At 70.7% G+C, this 18,082-nt stretch carries 6 protein-coding genes and 1 pseudogene; 2 read left to right on the top strand and 5 right to left on the bottom strand.

What is annotated here, in order from left to right; genetic code table 11:
* Positions 1-103: 103 nt before the first annotated feature.
* Positions 104-694: an LGFP repeat-containing protein gene (locus tag QR64_RS06650; protein WP_232238033.1), complete on the bottom strand. Its 591-nt coding sequence runs from the start codon at positions 692-694 to the stop codon at positions 104-106.
* A gap of 160 nt (positions 695-854) precedes the next feature.
* On the opposite strand from QR64_RS06650, the gene QR64_RS06645 reads away from it, so the two are divergent.
* The gene (locus tag QR64_RS06645) at positions 855-1,277 is read left to right on the top strand and encodes a limonene-1,2-epoxide hydrolase family protein (protein ID WP_019288723.1); all 423 of its coding nucleotides are present in this window, start codon (positions 855-857) and stop codon (positions 1,275-1,277) included.
* Positions 1,278-1,368: 91 nt separating this feature from the next.
* A pseudogene (locus QR64_RS25605) lies at positions 1,369-1,773 on the top strand (carboxymuconolactone decarboxylase family protein); the annotation flags it as partial.
* Between the two features lie 42 nt (positions 1,774-1,815).
* On the opposite strand, the gene QR64_RS06635 reads toward QR64_RS25605, so the two are convergent.
* From QR64_RS06635 to QR64_RS06620, 4 genes are all read right to left on the bottom strand, one after another.
* On the bottom strand, positions 1,816-3,180 hold the full coding sequence (locus QR64_RS06635) for a PhoH family protein (RefSeq protein WP_024103276.1): 1,365 nt from the start codon (positions 3,178-3,180) through the stop codon (positions 1,816-1,818).
* Between the two features lie 325 nt (positions 3,181-3,505).
* Positions 3,506-4,759 (bottom strand): enterobactin transporter EntS, encoded by a 1,254-nt coding sequence (gene entS / locus QR64_RS06630; protein ID WP_039584596.1) that lies wholly within the window; start codon positions 4,757-4,759, stop codon positions 3,506-3,508.
* A 10-nt stretch (positions 4,760-4,769) separates the two neighbouring features.
* Positions 4,770-5,813, bottom strand: a complete 1,044-nt coding sequence (locus QR64_RS06625) for an ABC transporter substrate-binding protein (RefSeq protein WP_006553897.1) — start codon at positions 5,811-5,813, stop codon at positions 4,770-4,772.
* Entirely contained in the window at positions 5,810-18,037 is a 12,228-nt protein-coding gene (locus tag QR64_RS06620) for a non-ribosomal peptide synthetase (RefSeq protein WP_039584609.1), read from the bottom strand. Before QR64_RS06620 ends, QR64_RS06625 begins: the two co-directional genes overlap by 4 nt.
* Between the last annotated feature and the right edge of the window lie 45 nt (positions 18,038-18,082).

Here is an 18,082-nt window from a genome sequence, read left to right as displayed (position 1 = left end):
GATTGCCAGGTGTCTCACGAACATCCTGACAACCAGCGAATTGCTGTAGCGGATGGCGAAAACGTGAGCGGATAGCGAGGGCTCAGCGAGTCGGGGAGTCACCTCATTCCTGGACCACCTCGGTCCCGGCGCCGGGCGCCCACGTGATGTAACCGAACTGGAAGTTGCTTCGCGCACCGTCGGGGGTCTGTTCCTCGTCGGTGATCGGGAAGCCCAGGTCGCCACCGGCACCACCCGCGGCCTCCCAGGCCGTGCGGATCTCACCCCACACGATGTGGGAATCGGTGTCGGGGCTCCACGCGATGATGCCGCCCTCGAACTCCGCGACGTAACCGTCGCCGACTTCCTCCTGCTGGCCGGTCGCGGCGCCGAGCGGGCTGGACGCACCGCCGACCTCGGCGTACTTCTGCAGGATCGGCCCGCTGAGTTCGACCTGCTCGCCGTCCGGTCCCGGCACCGCACTGGACCGATCCGCCGCGGGCTCGTCGGCCTCGGGCGAATCGTCGCCCTGCGTGATCGATTCGACGGCGCTCTCCGCCCCGGATGCCACGCTCTCCGCGGCGGACTGGACCGCGCTGGTCGCGCTGCCCACCGTGTCCTCCGCGGATTGGTCGTCGCTGCAACCGGCGACCACCAGTCCGATCGCCGCTGCGGCCGCCACCAACGCTGCTCTGCGTCGGGGAATTCGATTCATCGGTTCGCTCCTGTCACTGAGAGGACGGGTACCTGATTTCAGGGTGCCCGACTCCTCGGCGACACAACCCGGTTTCCGGTGATTCCGTGCCGTGCACCAATCCGCCCCACCCCAGGTCTCCTGCCGTTACCATGCGACGCAGCCGACGCCGAGGAGAACGATGAGCACACAGACCGTCACCGCGCACGACGCCGTCGCCACGGTGACCGATTTCCTGGAGGCAACGGCCGCCGAGGACATCGACCGCGCCGCCTCTCTGATCACCGACGACATCGCGTGGCACAACACCTGGCTCCCCACCGTCCGCGGCGGCGCCCGGGTCCGGAAGATCCTTGCCGGTCTCGCGCGACCTTCGGTGGGCTTCGGCGTCGTCGTCCACCACATCGCAGCCGAGGGCGACATCGTGCTCACCGAACGCACCGACATCCTGCGCTTCGGGCCGGTGCGCATCGAGTTCTGGGTGTGCGGCACCTTCGAACTGCGCGACGGGCGGATCGCCTTGTGGGACGACCACTTCGACGTCCTCACCTTCCTCCGCGGAACCGTCGTGGGCGTCCTGCGCGCCGTCCTGCGTCGCTCCTGACGCTCCTCGCCCTCACCGCTTCCCGAGGCTGCCCGCATAGAATCCGTTCGTCGCCGAACCGTTCGGCGACGGATCAGCAGGGAGCGATGACATGTCCGACGCCGAGCACACTCCGGGATTCACGACGGGTCTGGAGATCCGGCGCGAAGTGATGGGTGACGACTTCGTCGAGCGGGCGTTCGAGCGTTCCCGTGGCACCGACTCCGAGGCGATGCAGGAGTTCGTGACCGAGCACGCCTGGGGCGCCGTGTGGTCGCGCCCCGGCCTGGACCGCCGCAGCCGCAGCCTGCTCAACCTGGGCATGCTCATCGCGTTGCGTGCCGAGAACGAACTGCGCGGACACGTCCGCGGTGCCCTGCGCAACGGACTCGACCGCACGGAGATCGTCGAATCCGTCATCCACTGCTCGGCGTACTGCGGCGCTCCCGCCGGACTCGCTGCGATGCGCGTCGTCCAGGAAGTGCTCGAGACCGAACTCGGCCCTCTCCCCGAGGACNTCCGGCATTGCCGGACGCGCCGTGTCGGCCGTGCCCGGGCGTCAGGCGCCCGGAGCGAACTCCTCGAGCATCTCCGTCACCAGCGCCGCGATCGGCGACCGCTCACTGCGGGTGAGCGTGACGTGCGCGAACAGCGGATGTCCCTTGAGCTTCTCGATGACCGCCGCGACACCGTCGTGCCGGCCGACACGCAGGTTGTCGCGCTGGGCGACGTCGTGGGTGAGCACGACGCGCGATCCCGCACCGAGCCGCGACAGGACGGTGAGCAGTACGTTGCGTTCGAGCGACTGTGCCTCGTCGACGACGACGAACGAATCGTGCAGCGACCGGCCGCGAATGTGCGTGAGCGGCAGCACTTCCAGCATTCCGCGGCTGAGCACCTCCTCGAGCACCGCCGGGCTGGCGAGTCCTTCGAGGGTGTCGAAGACCGCCTGCCCCCACGGATTCATCTTCTCGGCCTCGGTACCCGGCAGGTAGCCGAGTTCCTGCCCACCCACCGCGTAGAGCGGCCGGAAGACCACCACCTTGCGGTGGGTTCGTCTTTCCAGGACGGCCTCGAGTCCCGCCGTCAGTGCCAGCGCGGACTTTCCGGTTCCGGCCTTGCCGCCGAGGGAGACGATGCCGACGGATTCGTCGAGCAGCAGGTCGAGGGCGACGCGCTGTTCGGCGGAGCGCCCGTGCAGTCCGAACGCCTCCCGGTCGCCGCGGACGAGCTGCACCCGCTTGTCGGCGGTGACCCGGCCGAGCGCGCTGGAGGAGCCACCGAGAAGCCTGATCCCCGTGTGGCACGGCAGATCCCGCGCATCGTCGATGTCGACGATGCCCTCGGTGAACATCTCGTCGATAAGGGTCCGGTCGACCTCGAGTTCGGTCATGCCCGTCCATCCCGAGATCACCACGTCCTGGGCGTGGTACTCGTCGGCGTCGAGGCCGACGGCACCGGCCTTGACGCGCAACGGGATGTCCTTGCTGACGAGCACCACGTCGCGTCCCTCGGTGGCCAGGTTCAGGGCGCACGCGAGGATGCGGGAGTCGTTGGTGTCGGTGCGGAATCCCGCGGGCAGGACCATGGGGTCGGTGTGATTGAGCTCCACGTGGAGGGTGCCACCCTCGTCCCCGATAGGGATGGGCTGGTCGAGGCGTCCGTGCCGCTGCCGCAGGTCGTCGAGCAGGCGCAGCGATTCGCGAGCGAACCAGCCGAGTTCGTGGTGGTGCCGTTTCCCTTCGAGTTCGCCGATCACGACCAGCGGAAGGACGACTTCGTGCTCGGCGAACCTGGTGACCGCCCAAGGGTCGGAGAGCAACACTGAAGTGTCCAGCACGTAGGTGCGTACAGCGGATTCTTTCGCAGCGGCGGTACCGGAGGCGTGGCCGGAGCGGGTGGGGACGGAGCGTGTTGCGTTCACGTGGGGCTCCTCGGCCCGGACGGCACCGCCCGGACGTATTCGGTGGGCCGGTGGGTCCCCGGTGTCGTCACGACCACGGAGGCCCGGTGCCGGCCCCCTCGCTCGGACTGTGTCAGCCACACGATCAGGGACCTCCCGTGTAGACGGCACCTGCGCCGCCTACACCCCCGACGCTAACCCCGATACGGACGATTCGCTCGATGGCGGAGGAAGCGTGTCGGTGAAGATCGCGTTAACGACACCTCATAAGTACCCCTGAACCCCAGCAAACACGGTCGGCTCCGCTGCGTCAGGAACGCGAACCCGTGGATCGCGCGGCGTACGGTCACTCGACCGTCACCGGATGCGCGCTCGGTTCCACCGTCGCGCCGCGCAGTCGTCGCAGCACCAGGGTCACGAGCAGCGCGAGGACGGCCATCGCGGCGCTGTACCAGACGACCGCGTCCGGGGCGTCGAAGATGCCGCCGAACAGACCCGCGACGAGCGCACCGACCGACATGCCCGCGACCTCCTGGGCGGACCACAGACCGTTCACCCGGCCCAGCAGCGTGTGCGGCGTGTGCGTCTGGATCAGCGAGTAGCGCAGCACCTCCTGCACGGCCCCGAACACACCGACGATCACGAGCAGCACGATGGTGAGCGCCAGGACGGACGTGAAGCCGACCAGTGCCTGGACGACGAATCCGAGGACCAGGGCGGTGAGCAGCACGCGGCCGGGCCGCACCGAACGGCCGAGCCATCCACTGGTGACCGTGGCCGCGGCGGCGCCGAGCGCGATCGCCGCGTACATGACGCCGATGGCGACCGCATTGCCCTCGAAACGCGCGTCGGCGAAGGCCGGCACGAGCACGAGCACACCGCCGCCGAGCATCGCGACGACGCCGGCGATCATCACCCCGCCGACGACGCGTTCGCGGCGCAGGAAGCCGGTCACCGTCTCCGCGGGTGCGTCGGCGTCGTGCCCGGCGTCCGCCGTCGGTGGGTTCAGCGCCGGCAGGCCCGAGAGCAGGGTGACGGTCACGGCGGTGCCGATCGCGGCCACCCAGTAGTTCCACGCCACCGAGAACGTCGCGATCACGAGTCCGCCGAGCGCCGGGGACAGGACGGCTCCCGCGCGGGCGCTGAGCACGTTGAGCGCACCGACGGCGACGAGCTGGTCCTTGGGGACGAGCGTGGGCACGACTGCCAGCAGAGCCGCGATGCTGATCGACCCGATCAGGCCGTTGACGACCGTCAGGGCGATGATCGCCGGCACCGAGGGCGACGACAGACCGGCGTTGACGGCCAGTCCGACGAAGGTGAGACCGGAGACGGTGCGGGCGAACAGGATCAGGAACTTGCGGTTGTAGCGGTCGGCGAGCATGCCGCCGAGCAGCATGCCGCCGATCGCAGCGCCCCCTTCGAGCGCGGAGACCAGACCCACCATCGGCGACGATCCGGTCAGGTCGTAGACCTGGATCGGTACGCCGACCATGAGCATCCCGATACCGAAGATCGAGATGGTGCGAGCGATGAAGATCCGGCGGAAGGCCGCGCTCTCGCGCAGCGGCCGCAGATCGAAGAGGGCGCCGTTGCTCATTGCCGGGCCGTCACTCGGACTTCGCGGCGGCGTCGGCGAGCATCGGAGCGATCTCGTCGGTGGCCCACTTCAGCGACAACGCCGACGGGAAGCCCACGGCGTTCGGCATGCCGGTGTTGCGGGCGAGCGAGACGACCGCGCCGCGCTCGACGGCCGGAAGACGGTTCCACGCCTCGAACTTGGTCAGGTATCCGAGATCGCCGGTGGGCGAGACGACCACGAGCAGGTCGGCGTCGAGCTGCGAGATCTCCTCGTAGGACAGCACACCGCGTCCGTCCGCATCGACCTGCAGTGTGTTCGCGTACTCGCTGAGCTCGAGGCCGAGCGAGTTCAGGAACTGCCCGATGCCGCGGTCGTCGGCGGCGAGCACCGACAGCTGGCCACCGGTGTCGCCGATGATCGCGTTGTAGGTCGCGCCCTCGAGTGCGGGGTACTGCTCCTTGGCGGCGTCGAGATCGACCTCGGCCTGCTCGATGACCTCCTCGGCCTTCTCGGGGATGCCGAGGGCCGAGGCGATCTTGCGGGTGGAGTCCTGCCACGGCTCACCGTTGGCGCGGTAGTCGAAGTGGACGACGGGGAACTGTTCGGCGAGCTGGTCGTAGGTGTTCTGTTCGAGTCCCCAGAAGCCGGTGGAGACGATGATGTCGGGCTGCAGCGCGGCGATCTGCTCGGCGATCACCGTGGCACCGCCGTCCATGTTCAGCAGCGGCGGGACGTCGGCGCCGAGTGCTTCGGCCTCCCACGGCCACACGCCGGTGCCGCCGGTCGCCGCGAGGTTCTGGGCATCGACGGGGAGCGCGAGCGGGGTGACGCCCAACGACAGCAGGATGTCGGCGTCCTGCGGCGACAGCGGCAGGGCGCGGGTCGGGGCCGACTCGACGGTCGTGTCGCCGAACTTGCCGGAGACGGTGACCGGGAACTCGCCGTTCGCCGCCGTCGCGCTGCCGGACGAGCTGCCGCTGTCGGTGTCCGAGCCGCACGCCGTGACACCGACCAGCATGGCGGTGGCGGCGAGGGCGACGCCGATCCGGCGCAGTCGCTTGTGGATCCTCATCGATTCTCCTCTGCTGTAGAACTCTTCGTAGGTCCGTCGTCCGGGTGTCCGTTCCCGGCGCCGCGGATCTCGTCCTCGTGGAGGGTCGCGGCGAGTTCGCCGATCGACCCGGCGGTGAAGATCGACTCGGCGTCGATCACGTATCCGGCCGCCCGCAGTCCGCCGAGGATCCGCATCACCGAGATGCTGTCGCATCCGAGTTCGAGCAGATCGTCGTCGACGCCGACCTGCTCGACGCCGGTGACCTCGGAGGCGAGGGCGCACAGCAGCTCTTCGGCCGGTGTGGACGGTGCCCGGTGCGTTCGCGGGGCGAGTTCCGGTCGCGGCAGCGCTGCGCGGTCGATCTTGCCGTTGGCGAGCGTGGGCAGGGCGTCGAGCACGACCGTCGCCGACGGCACCATGTAGTCGGGCAGCACCCGCGCGACCGCGCGTCGCAGCGTCTCGGCGTCGAGGGTGTGCCCGGCGGCCGGGACGACGTAGGCGACGAGACGTGCCGTCGCACCGAGATCGGTGCGGGCGAGCACCACTGCGGTCGCGACGTCCGGTTGCGACGAGAGCACGGTCTCGATCTCGGCCGGTTCGATCCGGTATCCGCGGATCTTGACCTGGTCGTCGCCGCGTCCGCGGTAGCGGATGTGTCCGTCGGGCGTCCACAGGGCCCGGTCACCCGTGCGGTACATGCGGTCTCCGGGGAATTCCGGGTCGATCGTGTCCGCGACGAAACGGTCGGCGGTGCGACCCGGGTCGGCGAGATAGCCGCGGGCCAGTCCACGACCGGCGAGGTAGAGCTCGCCCTCCACACCGATCGGCGCGGGACGCATCCACCGGTCGACGATGTAGGCCCGGGTGCCGGCGACCGGTCGGCCCGCAACGGGCGCCTCGGCGTCCGAAGCCCGTGCGACGAGCGCGTCGACGGTGCTCTCGCTCGGCCCGTAGAGGTTGTAGGCGCTCACGCCGTCCAGCCCGCGCAACCGGTCCCACATCGGTTGGGAGACCGCCTCGCCGCCGAAGCCGAGCGAGGCCGGGCACCGTCCGTCGTCCGCGAGTCCGTGATCGAGCAGCTGCGTGAGGTGCGACGGGGTGACCTCGACGAAGTCCCAGCGGGATTCGTGGGCGACGCGGACCATCTCGGCCGGATCGCGCTGGACCTTCTCGTCGACGACGTGCACCGCGTGCCCGTCGAAGAGCCACAGCTGCGGTTGCCAGGACGCGTCGAAGGCGAACGACCACGCGTGGCCGACCCGGAGCCGGTCGCGTCCGGTCCGTGCCTGCGTCGGCGCGTAGAGGTCGGCGCGGTGGCTGTGGAACAGCGCGGTCAGGCCGCGGTGCAGGGCGAGGACCGCCTTGGGTGTGCCGGTGGAGCCGGAGGTGTACACGACGTAGGCCGGGTGGTCGGCGCGCAGCGGTGCGAGCCGGTCGGCGTCGGTCAGCGGGGCGTCGTCGTAGCCGGCGACCCGCGCCGCGAGCGTCTCGTCGTCGAGCGCGAGCACCGGCGCGTCCACCGCGGGCAGCGACGACGCGAGTTCTCGGGTGGTGAGCACGACGGCCGGCTCCGCGGTGCCGAGGATCGTCGCGAGACGCTCGGTGGGAGTGCGCGGTTCGAGCGCGACGTAGGCACCGCCGGAGACGAGCACCGCGAGCATCGCCGCGATCGTGTCGGCCGTGCGGGGCAGCACGAGCGCCACGCGGGTCTCGGGAGCGACACCGTGGTCGACGAGCAGTCGCGCCCACCGGCGGACCAGGGACGCGAGGTCGGCGAAACTCCATTCGAGATCGACTGCCACGAGCGCGGTCTCGTGCGGGTGACGGGCGACCGCGTCGTCGAACAGGTCAGCGACGGTGACGGCTTCGGCGACCGGTGCCGGTGTGGCCCGCCACTGTTCGAGCCGGGCGCGTTCGTCGGCCGCCAGGACGTCGATGGCGGACAGGCGCCGGTGCGCCTCTCCCCCGGCCAGCGTGCGCAGCACCCGGTCGAGTCCGGCGACGAGACGTTCGACGGTGCCGCGGTCGTACAGGTCGGAGCTGTACTCGACGACGCCGACGAGGGTGTCGGTGCCCACATACTCGACGAGGTCGAACGACAGGTCGAACTTCGAGGTCTCCATCGGGTGCGGTTCGGGGGTGACACCCGCCGTGAGCCCACCCGCACTGCGCGGATCGGGTTCGACGAGATAGACGATCATCACCTGGAACAGCGGGTGCAGGGCGCGCGAGACGGATCGGTCGGAGCCGAGCACCGCGTCGACGACCTGCTCGAAGGGCAGGTCCTGGTGGTCGAACGCCTGGAGGTCGGTGCGGCGGATCCGGTCGAGCAGTTCGGCGACGGTGGGGTCGCCGGACAGGTCGGTGCGCAGCACGAGGGTGTTGAGGAAGAAACCGACGAGATCCTCGAGTTGCGCGTCGCCGCGTCCGGAGACCGGGGTGCCGAGGGGGATGTCCTCGCCGCCGCCGTAGGCGGCGAGCAGCACCGCGACGGCGGCCTGCACGACCATGAACATCGAGACGTCGTGTGCGCGTGCGAGTTCCCGCAGTGCGCGCACGACCTCCGCGTCGAGCGCGAATGGCACCGCGCCACCGCGATAGGAGGTGCGGGCCGGACGGGTCCGGTCGGTCGGCAGCGGCAGTTCCTCGGGCAGGCCGGCGAGGGCGTCGCGCCAGTAGGCGCGCTGACGCGCGGCGAGCGACTCCGCATCCGCCGGGTCGCCGAGCAGGTCGCGCTGCCACAGTGTGAAGTCGGCGTACTGCACGGCGGGCTGCGTCCACTCCGGTGCCCGCCCCACCTGCCGCAGCGCGTAGGCGGTCGCCAGATCGGTGAGCAGCGCCTTGGTCGACCACTCGTCGACGGCGATGTGGTGAATCACCAGCGCCACCACGGTGCCGTCCCCGGCGTCGAGGACCGACAGCCGCACCGGGAGCTCGGCCGACAGATCGAAGCGGTGATCGATCGCCTCGGCCAGCGCATCGTGGACATCGGCCGCGGCGACCGAGCGGTGGTCGACGACCACGCGGACCTCGTCCGGCGCGAGCACCTGCTGGTAGGCCTGTCCGTCCGCGCTCGGGAAGACCGTGCGCAGCGACTCGTGGCGCAGGACGACGTCGCGCACGGCCGCTTCGAGTGCCGGGACGTCGACGCGCCCGTGCACCCGCCACGTGACAGGCACGTTGTACACGCCGCCGCGGGCCCCGAGCTGGTCGAGAATCCAGAGGCGTTGCTGCGCGTACGACAGCGGCACCATCGCAGGTCGCGGGTCGGCCGCCACCAGCGCGGGTCGCGGAGACGCCTGCCCGGCGGCCGCGCACCGCTGCGCGAGCGACTCCACCGTCGGGGCGTCGAAGACCGTGCGCAGGGCCAGATCCGCGCCGAGCTCCGAACGGATCGCGTTCACGAGCCGGATCGCAGCGAGGGAATGCCCACCGAGCGCGAAGAAGTCGACGTCGATACCGACCTCGTCGAGTCCCAGCGCATCGGCGAACAGTGTCGCGATCGTCGCCTCGAGTTCGGTACGCGGCTGCCGTCCGGATCCGGTGTCGAACTCCGGTGTCGGAAGGGCACCGCGATCGAGTTTGCCGTTGAAGGTCGTCGGGACCGCGTCGATCACGAGAACCCGTGCGGGCAGCAGATAGTCGGGCACACGTCCGACGAGTGCGTCACGGACCGCCACCGGATCCACCGCGACTTCCGCTGCGGGAACGATATATCCGACGAGCACCGAATCGCCTGCGGGACGGGGTTTGATCGCGGCCACAGCACGGGCGACACCGTCGACGGCATCGAGAGCCGCCTCGAGTTCGCCGAGTTCGATGCGCAGACCGCGCAGCTTGATCTGGTCGTCGCCGCGGCCGAGATACTCGAGGTCGCCGTGGGCGTCCCAGCGTGCGAGGTCGCCGGTGCGGTAGAGCCGGTCGCCGGGATCGCCGTAGGGGTCGGCGACGAACCGCTGGGCGGTGAGCGCCGGGCGCCGCAGGTAGCCCTGCGCAACCTGTACTCCCCCGATGTACAGCTCACCGGGGGTGCCGGCCGGCACGGGGCGCAGATACCGGTCGAGCACGTACAGGCACACGTTCGCGCCCGGCCGCCCGATGACGGAACCGCGGGTAGGCGAACCGATCCGGGCACCCGGGTCGGCGTCGAGGGTCACCTCCACCGCGGCTTCGGTCGGGCCGTACAGGTTGTGGACCTTCACCTGCGGGAGCACCGTCGCCGCGCGTGCGACGGTGCGCGGCGACAGTGCTTCACCGCTGCACACGATGCGGCGCAGGCTCCCGGCGTCCGCGGTGGCGGGCACGGCGAGGGTCTCCTCGAGCATCGACGGCACGAAGTGGGCGACGGTGATGTTCCCGTCGCGCAGCAGGGTCGCCGATTCGACGGGATCGCGGTGCGCGTCGGGTCCGCCGACGACGACGCTCGCACCGTCGACGAACGGCGCGAACAACTCCCACACCGACACGTCGAAGGTCGCGGGTGTGCGCAGCAGCACCCGGTCGTCGGGCGAGGCGGGCAGTTCGCGGCGCACCCATTCGAGCCGGTTCGCCACGGCGCGGTGCGACACGGCGACGCCCTTGGGCAGACCCGTCGACCCCGAGGTGTAGATGACGTAGAGCGGGTGGTCGAGGGTGAGCGGCGCGATCCGGTCGGTGTCGGTGACCGACTCCGGGCTGCGGGCGTCGATGCGGGCACGCACCTCGGTGTCGTCGAGGTCGAGTCGCGGATGCTCGCCGGGCAGTTCGATGTCGCTGCGCGTCAGCACGACTCGCGGATGCGCATCGCCGAGCAGGTACTCGATGCGCGTTTCGGGCAGCGTGGTGTCGATCGGCTGGTAGGCCGCACCGGACTTCACGACGGCGTGGATCGCGACGACCTGCCCCACGGAGCGGGGCACCGCGACCGCGACGATCGCACCCGGACCGGCGCCGAGCGCGACGAGTTCGCGGGCGAGGCGGTTCGAGGCGGCGTCGAGGGCGGCATGGGTGAGGGTGTGGTCGGCCGCGACGAGAGCCGGCCGTTCGGCGTGCTCGGCGGCGCTGCGGGCGAGCACCTCGCTCAGCGGGGCGAGAGCGAAGTCGACGCGCTCGCCGGTGCCGACGGCGAGTTGTCCCGCGGCCTCGTCGGCGTCGAGGATCGCGACGTCGCCGATCCGGGCCGCGGGTGCGCTCGCGACCTGATCGAGCAGAGTGAGCAGCGCGGCGAGAAGCGTGTCGGCCATGGTGGCGTCGAACAGGTCGGTCGCGTACTCGACCGATACGGCGACCTCGCCGGTGTCCGGGGCGTCGACGAAGGTGAGGTTGAGGTCGAACTTGGCGCGGACGTTGCTCAGCGGTTCCCAGCGGGTGGGCACACCGAGCAGGTCGGGCAGCTGCGCGGGGCGCTGCAGGTAGCTCATCATCACCTGGAACAGCGGGTTCCGTCCCTCGACGCGCGGCGGTGCGAGTCGCTCGACGAGCTGCTGGAAGGGCACCTCCTGGTGCGCCATCGCCGCGAGATCGGTCTCGCGCACCCGGTCGAGGAGTTCGGCGAAGGTGGGCTCGCCGGACAGATCGGTGCGCAGCACCAGCGTGTTGACGAAGAAACCGACGAGTTCGTCGAGTGCGGTGTCGGAACGGCCCGAGACGGGGGTGCCGACGACGATGTCGTCGCCCGCGCCGAGCCGGGAGAGCAGTGCCGCGACGGCCGCGTGCAGCGCCATGAACATCGTGCCGCCGCGGGCATCCGCGACCGCGCGCAGGCGGGCGGCGATGTCGGCGGGGACCGTCGCGGTGGTGTTGCCCGCCGCTCCGGTCGGCCGCGCGGGGCGGGGCCGGTCGGTGGGCAGGACGATCTCGTCGGGCAATTGCGCGAGAGTGTCGGTCCAGTAGTCGATCTGGGTGTCGATCCGGCCGGCCTCGATCAGTTCGCGCTGCCACAGCGTGTAGTCGGCGTACTGGACGGGCAGCGGAGACCATTCGGGTGTCGCGCCGGCCGACCGGGCTTGGTAGGCGCGGGTGAGGTCGCCGAGCAGCGGCGCATCCGACCATTCGTCGGTCGCGATGTGGTGCAGCACCACTGCGAGGACGTGCCGGTCGGGCGCGACGCGCACCAGCACCACGCGCAGCGGCGGGTCGGTGTGCAGATCGAACGACGCGGTGAGCCGCTCGGTGAGCAGCGCCCGGACGGCATCCTCGGACTCTGTCTCGTGCAGTTCGACGCGCACGGCCTCGGGCGTGTCCAGGATCCGCTGGTAGGGCGTGCCGTCCTCGGAATCGACGACGGTGCGCAGGCTCTCATGACGTTCCACGACGTCGGCGACCGCCGCGACGAGGGCATCGGCGTCCACCGCGCCGTCGAGGCGGGCGACGTGCGCGTAGTGGTAGGCGAGGCTGTCGTCCTGCAACTGCTGGAGCAGCCACAGGCGTTCCTGGGCGGCCGACAGCGGCACCCGGTCGGGGCGCGTCCGCGCGGTGATCGGCGGGAGCGCCGCTGCGGCGCCGGGGATGCGGCGGGCGAGTTCCTCGACGCTGCGAGCCTCGAACAGGTCGCGGATGGTGACGTCCACACCGAGTTCGGAGCGGATGCGGCCGACGATCCGCATGGCGAGCATCGAGTGCCCGCCGAGTTCGAAGAAGTCGTCGTCGGCGCCGACCTCGTCGACCCCGAGGACGTCGGCGAAGACCTCGCACAGGACCTTCTCGGTCTCGGTGCGCGGGGCGCGTCCACCGAGGCCCGTGGCGGCCTGCGGTTCGGGCAGGGCGCGGGTGTCGAGCTTGCCGTTGACGGTCATCGGCACGGAATCGATGAGCTGTACCCCGGCCGGGACCATGTAGTCGGGCAACTGGGCGCGCAGGTGGGCGACGAGCCGCGACGACAGGTCGGGCGGATCGCCGTCTCCGACCGGAACGGCGTAGGCAGCAAGTCGTTTCGTGCCGGGCACGAGCGGGTCGTCGACGGCGATCACCGCCGCGGTACCGACCTCGGGGTGCTCCTCGAGCACAGCCGCGATCTCGTGCAGTTCGACGCGGTAACCGCGGATCTTGACCTGGTCGTCGACGCGGCCGAGATAGTCGAGGTTGCCGTCGGTGCGGCGGCGCATGAGGTCGCCGGTGCGGTACATGCGGCCACCGGCCGACCACGGATCGGCGACGAAGCGGTCGGAGGTGAGCCCGAAACGGTTCAGATAGCCGCGCGCGAGACCCACACCCGCGATGTACAACTCGCCGACGACACCGTCGACGACGGGTCGCAGCCACGGATCGAGGATGTAGGCGCGGGTCGCGCGGATGGGGACGCCGACCGTGGGGGTCGCGCTGTCGTCGGTGCCGCCACCGAGGGTGTTGATGGTGTACTCGGTGGGGCCGTACAGGTTGTACCCGAGGGTGCCATCGGTCTCGCGCAGGCGCGTCCACACCGAATCCGACACGGCCTCACCGCCGAGCAGAACGAGCGGCGGGCGGTGCTGTCCCGGACCCTCGTCGAGCATGCCGTCCGCGATCAGCTGCGTCGCGTAGGTAGGGGTGACGTTGACGACGTCGATGGCGTGGGTGTTGCAGTACTCGACGAGCGCGGTGGCGTCGCGACGCAGGTCCTCGTCGCAGACGTGCACCTCGTGGCCCTCGACGAGCCAGAGCAGTTCCTCCCACGACATGTCGAAAGCGAACGACACGGTGTGCGCGACCCGCATCCGGCGTCCGTCCACCGACGAGACCACCGGATCGAAGATCTCGTCCTGGTGGTTGCGCTGCATGTTGGTCAGGCCCCGATAGGGGGTGACCACGCCCTTCGGCTTGCCGGTGGACCCCGAGGTGTAGATGACGTAGGCGGGGTGCTCGAGCCGGCCCGGGCGACCCGGGGCGAAGGCACCGAGTTCGGCGTCGGTCAACGGCGCGGTACTCGCGGCGAGGGGCCCGTCCAGGCGGATGCTGCGGTCGGCGGGCAGGCCGAGACGGTTCTGCACCGCGGTCGTGGTGAGGAACAGCGCCGGCAGCGCGTCGTCGATGACGGTGCGCAGACGCTCGTCGGGCTGGTCGAGTTCGAGCGGCAGGTAGGCGGCACCGGTGCGCAGGATCGCGAAGAGCGCGACGACGGTGTGGATGCTGCGGGGCAGACCGAGGCACACGATGGTCTCGGGTCCCGCTCCCCCGGCGATGAGGGTGCGGGCGAGCGCTTCGACGCGGCCGGCGAGTTCGCCGTAGGTGCTGCTCCGTTCACCGGAGACGAGGGCGATGCGGTCGGCGTCGGTCGCGGCGCGGGCGATGAGCATCTCGGCGACGGTGACGTCCTCGACCTCGGGGATCTCGGCGCGCAGCCGGGCGTCGGTGACGGTGTGTTCGGCGGCCGTCAGTGCGGGCACGGACGCGACCGGCAGATCGACTCCGCGGGCGACGAAGTCGAGCAGCGCCACGAAGCGGTCGTGCAGGGCCCGGGCACGCGCACCATCGACGACGTCGGGCCGGTAGTCGATCTTGACGTGCATGGTCCGCCCCGGCGACACGACGATCGCGAGGGGATAGTGCGTGTGGTCGAGGCTGTCCTCGGCGAGGATGTCGTGCCGCGCGGACTGCCGGGCCATCTCGTCGGCGTCCTTGAAGTTCTGCAGTACGAACAGGGTGTCGAACAGTTCGGAATGACCGACGGCACGGAGGATGTCGCCGAGTCCGAGATACTCGAACTCCATGCGGTCGGCGTACTCGTCCTGCATGCGGCGCAGCAGGTCCGCGACGGTCTCGGCGCCGGACAGGCGCACCCGCACCGGGACGGTGTTGAGGAACATGCCGACCACGCGGTCGAGTCCGACGATCTCGGTGGGCCGCCCGGCGACGGTGGAGCCGAACACGACGTCGGTGCTGCCGGATTCGGCGGCGAGCAGCAGGCCGACGACGGCGTTCATCAACGCGTTGAGGGTGACGCCCGTGCTGCGGGCCCGATTGCGCAGTGTCGCGGTGAGCGTCTCGTCGATGTACGACTCGATGCGCAGCGGCACGATGGCGGCGCGGTCGCGGGTGGATCCGGCGAGCAGCGTGGGCTTGTCGAAACCGGCGAACTCGTCGCGCCAGGCCTGCTCGGCGGCGGCGCGGTCGCGGGCGGCGAGCCACTGCAGGTAGTCGGTGAAACCCGCTTCGGGCGCCGCGATTTCGTCACCGGCGTAGCGGGCGAGCAGTTCGTCGACGAACAGCGCACCGGACCAGCCGTCCCACAGGATGAATTCGCGGTTGACGACGAGACGGTCGATGCCGTCGAGGTGCAGCAGCAGCATGCGCCACAGCGGCGGGGACGCGAGGTCGAACGGCTGCAGCCGATCCTCCTCGATGAGTTTCTCGGCGCGGGCCTGCTGCTCGGCGGGGTCGAGGTCGGTGAGGTCGACCTCGGTGAACGGCACCTCGAGATCCGCCGCGCCGATGAACTGCACCGGATCGGCCAGACCGTCGTCGGTGAAACCGGCACGCACGGTGGGGTTCTCGGCGAGCAGACGTGCGGCGGCGCGGCGCAGGCGCTCGACGTCGAGGCGGTGGCCGAAGTCGAGCGAGAACTGGGCGGTGTAGATGTCCTTCGACGAGTCGAAGACCGACTGGAAGTACAGGCCGCGCTGCAGCGGCGACAGCGGCCAGATGTCCTCGATCCGCACGGGCGCGATCCGTGCGACGCGGTCGATCTCGGTCTGCGTGAGCGTGACGTGCCCGAGATCGGACGGAGTGAGACAGGTCCGCCCCAAAGCTGCGTCGGCGCGGCCGAGGAGATCGTCGAATGCCGCGCGCCATGCCTCGGCGAGCCGGGCCACGAGATCGGGGTCGAGCGCCTCGTCGGCGGTCAGATGCACCGTGGCGCCGCCGGTTCCCCGTTCGACGTGGATATCGAGCAGGTAGTTGCCGATGCGGTCTCCGCCGCTCCGCACGAGCACCTGCGGCTGTCCGAGCGGCGCGAGGGCCGGTCCGGCCTGGACGTTGGCGTAACGCAGCATCGGCCAGCCGATGCCCCGGTCGGGGGCTGCGCGCAGGCGTTCCTTCGCGGTGCGCAGGGCGTCGAGCGGATCGGTGGCGAGCGCCAGCCGCACCGGCGTCGTCCAGTCGAGCGCGCCGACGGTGCGGGTGAGGTCGGCGTCGGGGGCCAGTGCGATGCGGCCGTCGCGGACGATGTCGACGAGCAGTTCACCGTCGCCGCTCTCGCGGGTGTTCGCGACCGCGGCTGCGGTCACCGCGGTCCACACATCGGTCGAGACGCCCGAGACGAGACCGGCCACTGCGGTGGTCGCCATGGAGAATTCGTCGTCGGTCAGGGTGAGGGTCACAGGCGTCCGTGTGCGGCCGGTGGCCACCGCTGCGGCGAACTCGGCACCGGGTGCGACGGTGGTCATCCAGTCGGGAAGCTCGGCGAGTCGCTGCGGGGAGGCGGCCTGCTCGGTGAAGACGCGGGCGTGGGTCGCGGGCGAGGTGGGCACGGGCGGCAGCACGATCTGCGTGCCGCGCCGGGCGGCGCGCAGGGCACGGTGCAGGTCGGCGGTGACGATCGACCAGGACGTCTCGTCGACGAGCCCGGCGGGGGCGAGGAAGACCAGTTCCCCGGCGCTCTCGTCCGCAGCGGTGAGCCGCACCGCGGTCAGGACCCGGCCGGCGGTGGCGTCGGGGCGCAGGGGCAGGTCGGCGGTCGCGGTTCCCACCGGCAGGGCGGCGTTCGCGACGAGGGTCCGGACGTCGACGGCGGCGGTGTCGTTCACCGACAGCAGCCACAGCACCGGGGCCGGTGCGGTGAGGGTCGTCCGCAGCGCCGGGTGGTGCTCGACCACGGCGGCGACCGCGGCGAGCACGGCGTCGTCGGTGAGATCCTCCGGAGCCGGGACGCGGTATTCGCGCAGGTCGGCGTCCACGGAGAGTCCGGCGTCGCGGCGTCGCGCGGTGGCCGGCAGCAGCGCGAGCGGTCCGGCGGCGGTGTCCTCGTGGTCGGTCTCGGAGCTGTCGCCGAGGGCCGGCGCCGGGGCGACGTCGAAGGTGCCGAGCGGCGCGTCGAGGTCGTCGAGGATCGCGGCGAGGAAGTCGTCGAGATCGGCGGCGCAGCGCTGCGCGAGCGGTGCGTCGTCGGCATGACCGCGCAGTCCGATCTCGATCGGGTGCCCGGCCTTCTCGAGCACGAGGACGAATTCCAGTTCGCCGACCGGCCCGGAGGACAGCATGTGCGCCTGCGATTCCCGCCCGACCGAGTACCGCGAGGCAGCTGCGGGCATGATGTTCACGCCGACGGTCGGGGGCCGCCAGTCCGGGTCGATCTCGGCGAGTTCGCGACCGAGATCCTCACCGCGGTACCGGCCGTGTTTGAGCAGGCCGAGCAGTTTGCCGTCGATCACCTCGGCGACGTCGGCCAGGCGCGCGTCGTCGGGAACGTCGAAGCGCAGGGGCAGGACGCTGGCGACCATCGCGGGCACGGTGCGCAGTTCGCGGGTGCCGCGCGCGGTCGTGGGCAGGCTGATCACCACGTCACTGCGGCGGGTGGCCCGGGCCAGATAGGTGCCGAGGAGGGCGATGAGCACGGTGGCGGGCCGGGTGCCGTGGGCTTTGGCGTACCGCTCGAGCCGGCCGCGTCCGTCGGCGTCGATGTGCGACCAGGCGACGAGTTCTCCGGGGCTCGACAGGCGACCAGAGCCGAGCAGGCGCGTCACCTGCGGGAGGTCGGCGAGTTCGTCGAGCCAGTAGCGGCGGTCGAGTTCGCGTTGTTCGCTCGCGACGTACTCCTCGTCGACGCGCACGTACCGTTCCAGGGTCCACTCCGTGGCGCGGTCGGGACCCTTGCCCTCGACGTACGCCCTGGTCATCGCGGTGGTCGCGAGACCGATGCCGTAGCCGTCGTTCACGATGTGGTGGTACTGCTGGTACAGCCGTACGGTGTCGTCGGAGAGGCGGTGGATGGCGAATCGGAACAGCAGGTCGCGGGCTAGATCTTGCGGTTCGTTCATCGTGGCGCGCATCCAGCGGTCGGACGCCGCGGCCGGGTCGTCCTCGCCGCGGAAGTCGATGACCGGCAGGTCCCACTCGCGGGTCGCGCGCGGGATCTGGACGACATTGCCGTCGGCGTCGACGTCGAAGTTGACGTGCAGGGTCTCGGCGGCGTCGAGGACCGAGTGGATCGCCGTGATCATCCGGTCGATGTCGATGTCGTCACCGATGGTCTCGGTGTACATGCCGGTGTTGTAGAGGTGCCCGGTGGCGTCGAGCTGATGACCGAAATAGATGGTCCGCTGCGCGCGCGTGACGGGATACACCGACTGCATCGAACTTCTCTCTCCCACGGATGCCGCGACGAACCGCAGGCGCAT

The sequence above is a fragment of the Rhodococcus sp. Chr-9 genome, from assembly GCF_000801125.1.
In the GTDB taxonomy this organism is placed as follows: domain Bacteria; phylum Actinomycetota; class Actinomycetes; order Mycobacteriales; family Mycobacteriaceae; genus Rhodococcus; species Rhodococcus pyridinivorans.
This window is presented reverse-complemented; position numbering and strand designations above follow the sequence as displayed.

Bases quoted from the DNA above. Each gene is read 5' to 3' on its own strand.
- QR64_RS06645 (WP_019288723.1), top strand. From the start codon at position 855: ATGAGCACACAGACCGTCACCGCGCACGACGCCGTCGCCACGGTGACC.
- QR64_RS06620 (WP_039584609.1), bottom strand. From the start codon at position 18,037: ATGCAGTCGGTGTATCCCGTCACGCGCGCGCAGCGGACCATCTATTTC.
- entS (WP_039584596.1), bottom strand. From the start codon at position 4,759: ATGAGCAACGGCGCCCTCTTCGATCTGCGGCCGCTGCGCGAGAGCGCG.
- QR64_RS06625 (WP_006553897.1), bottom strand. From the start codon at position 5,813: ATGAGGATCCACAAGCGACTGCGCCGGATCGGCGTCGCCCTCGCCGCC.
- QR64_RS06650 (WP_232238033.1), bottom strand. From the start codon at position 694: ATGAATCGAATTCCCCGACGCAGAGCAGCGTTGGTGGCGGCCGCAGCG.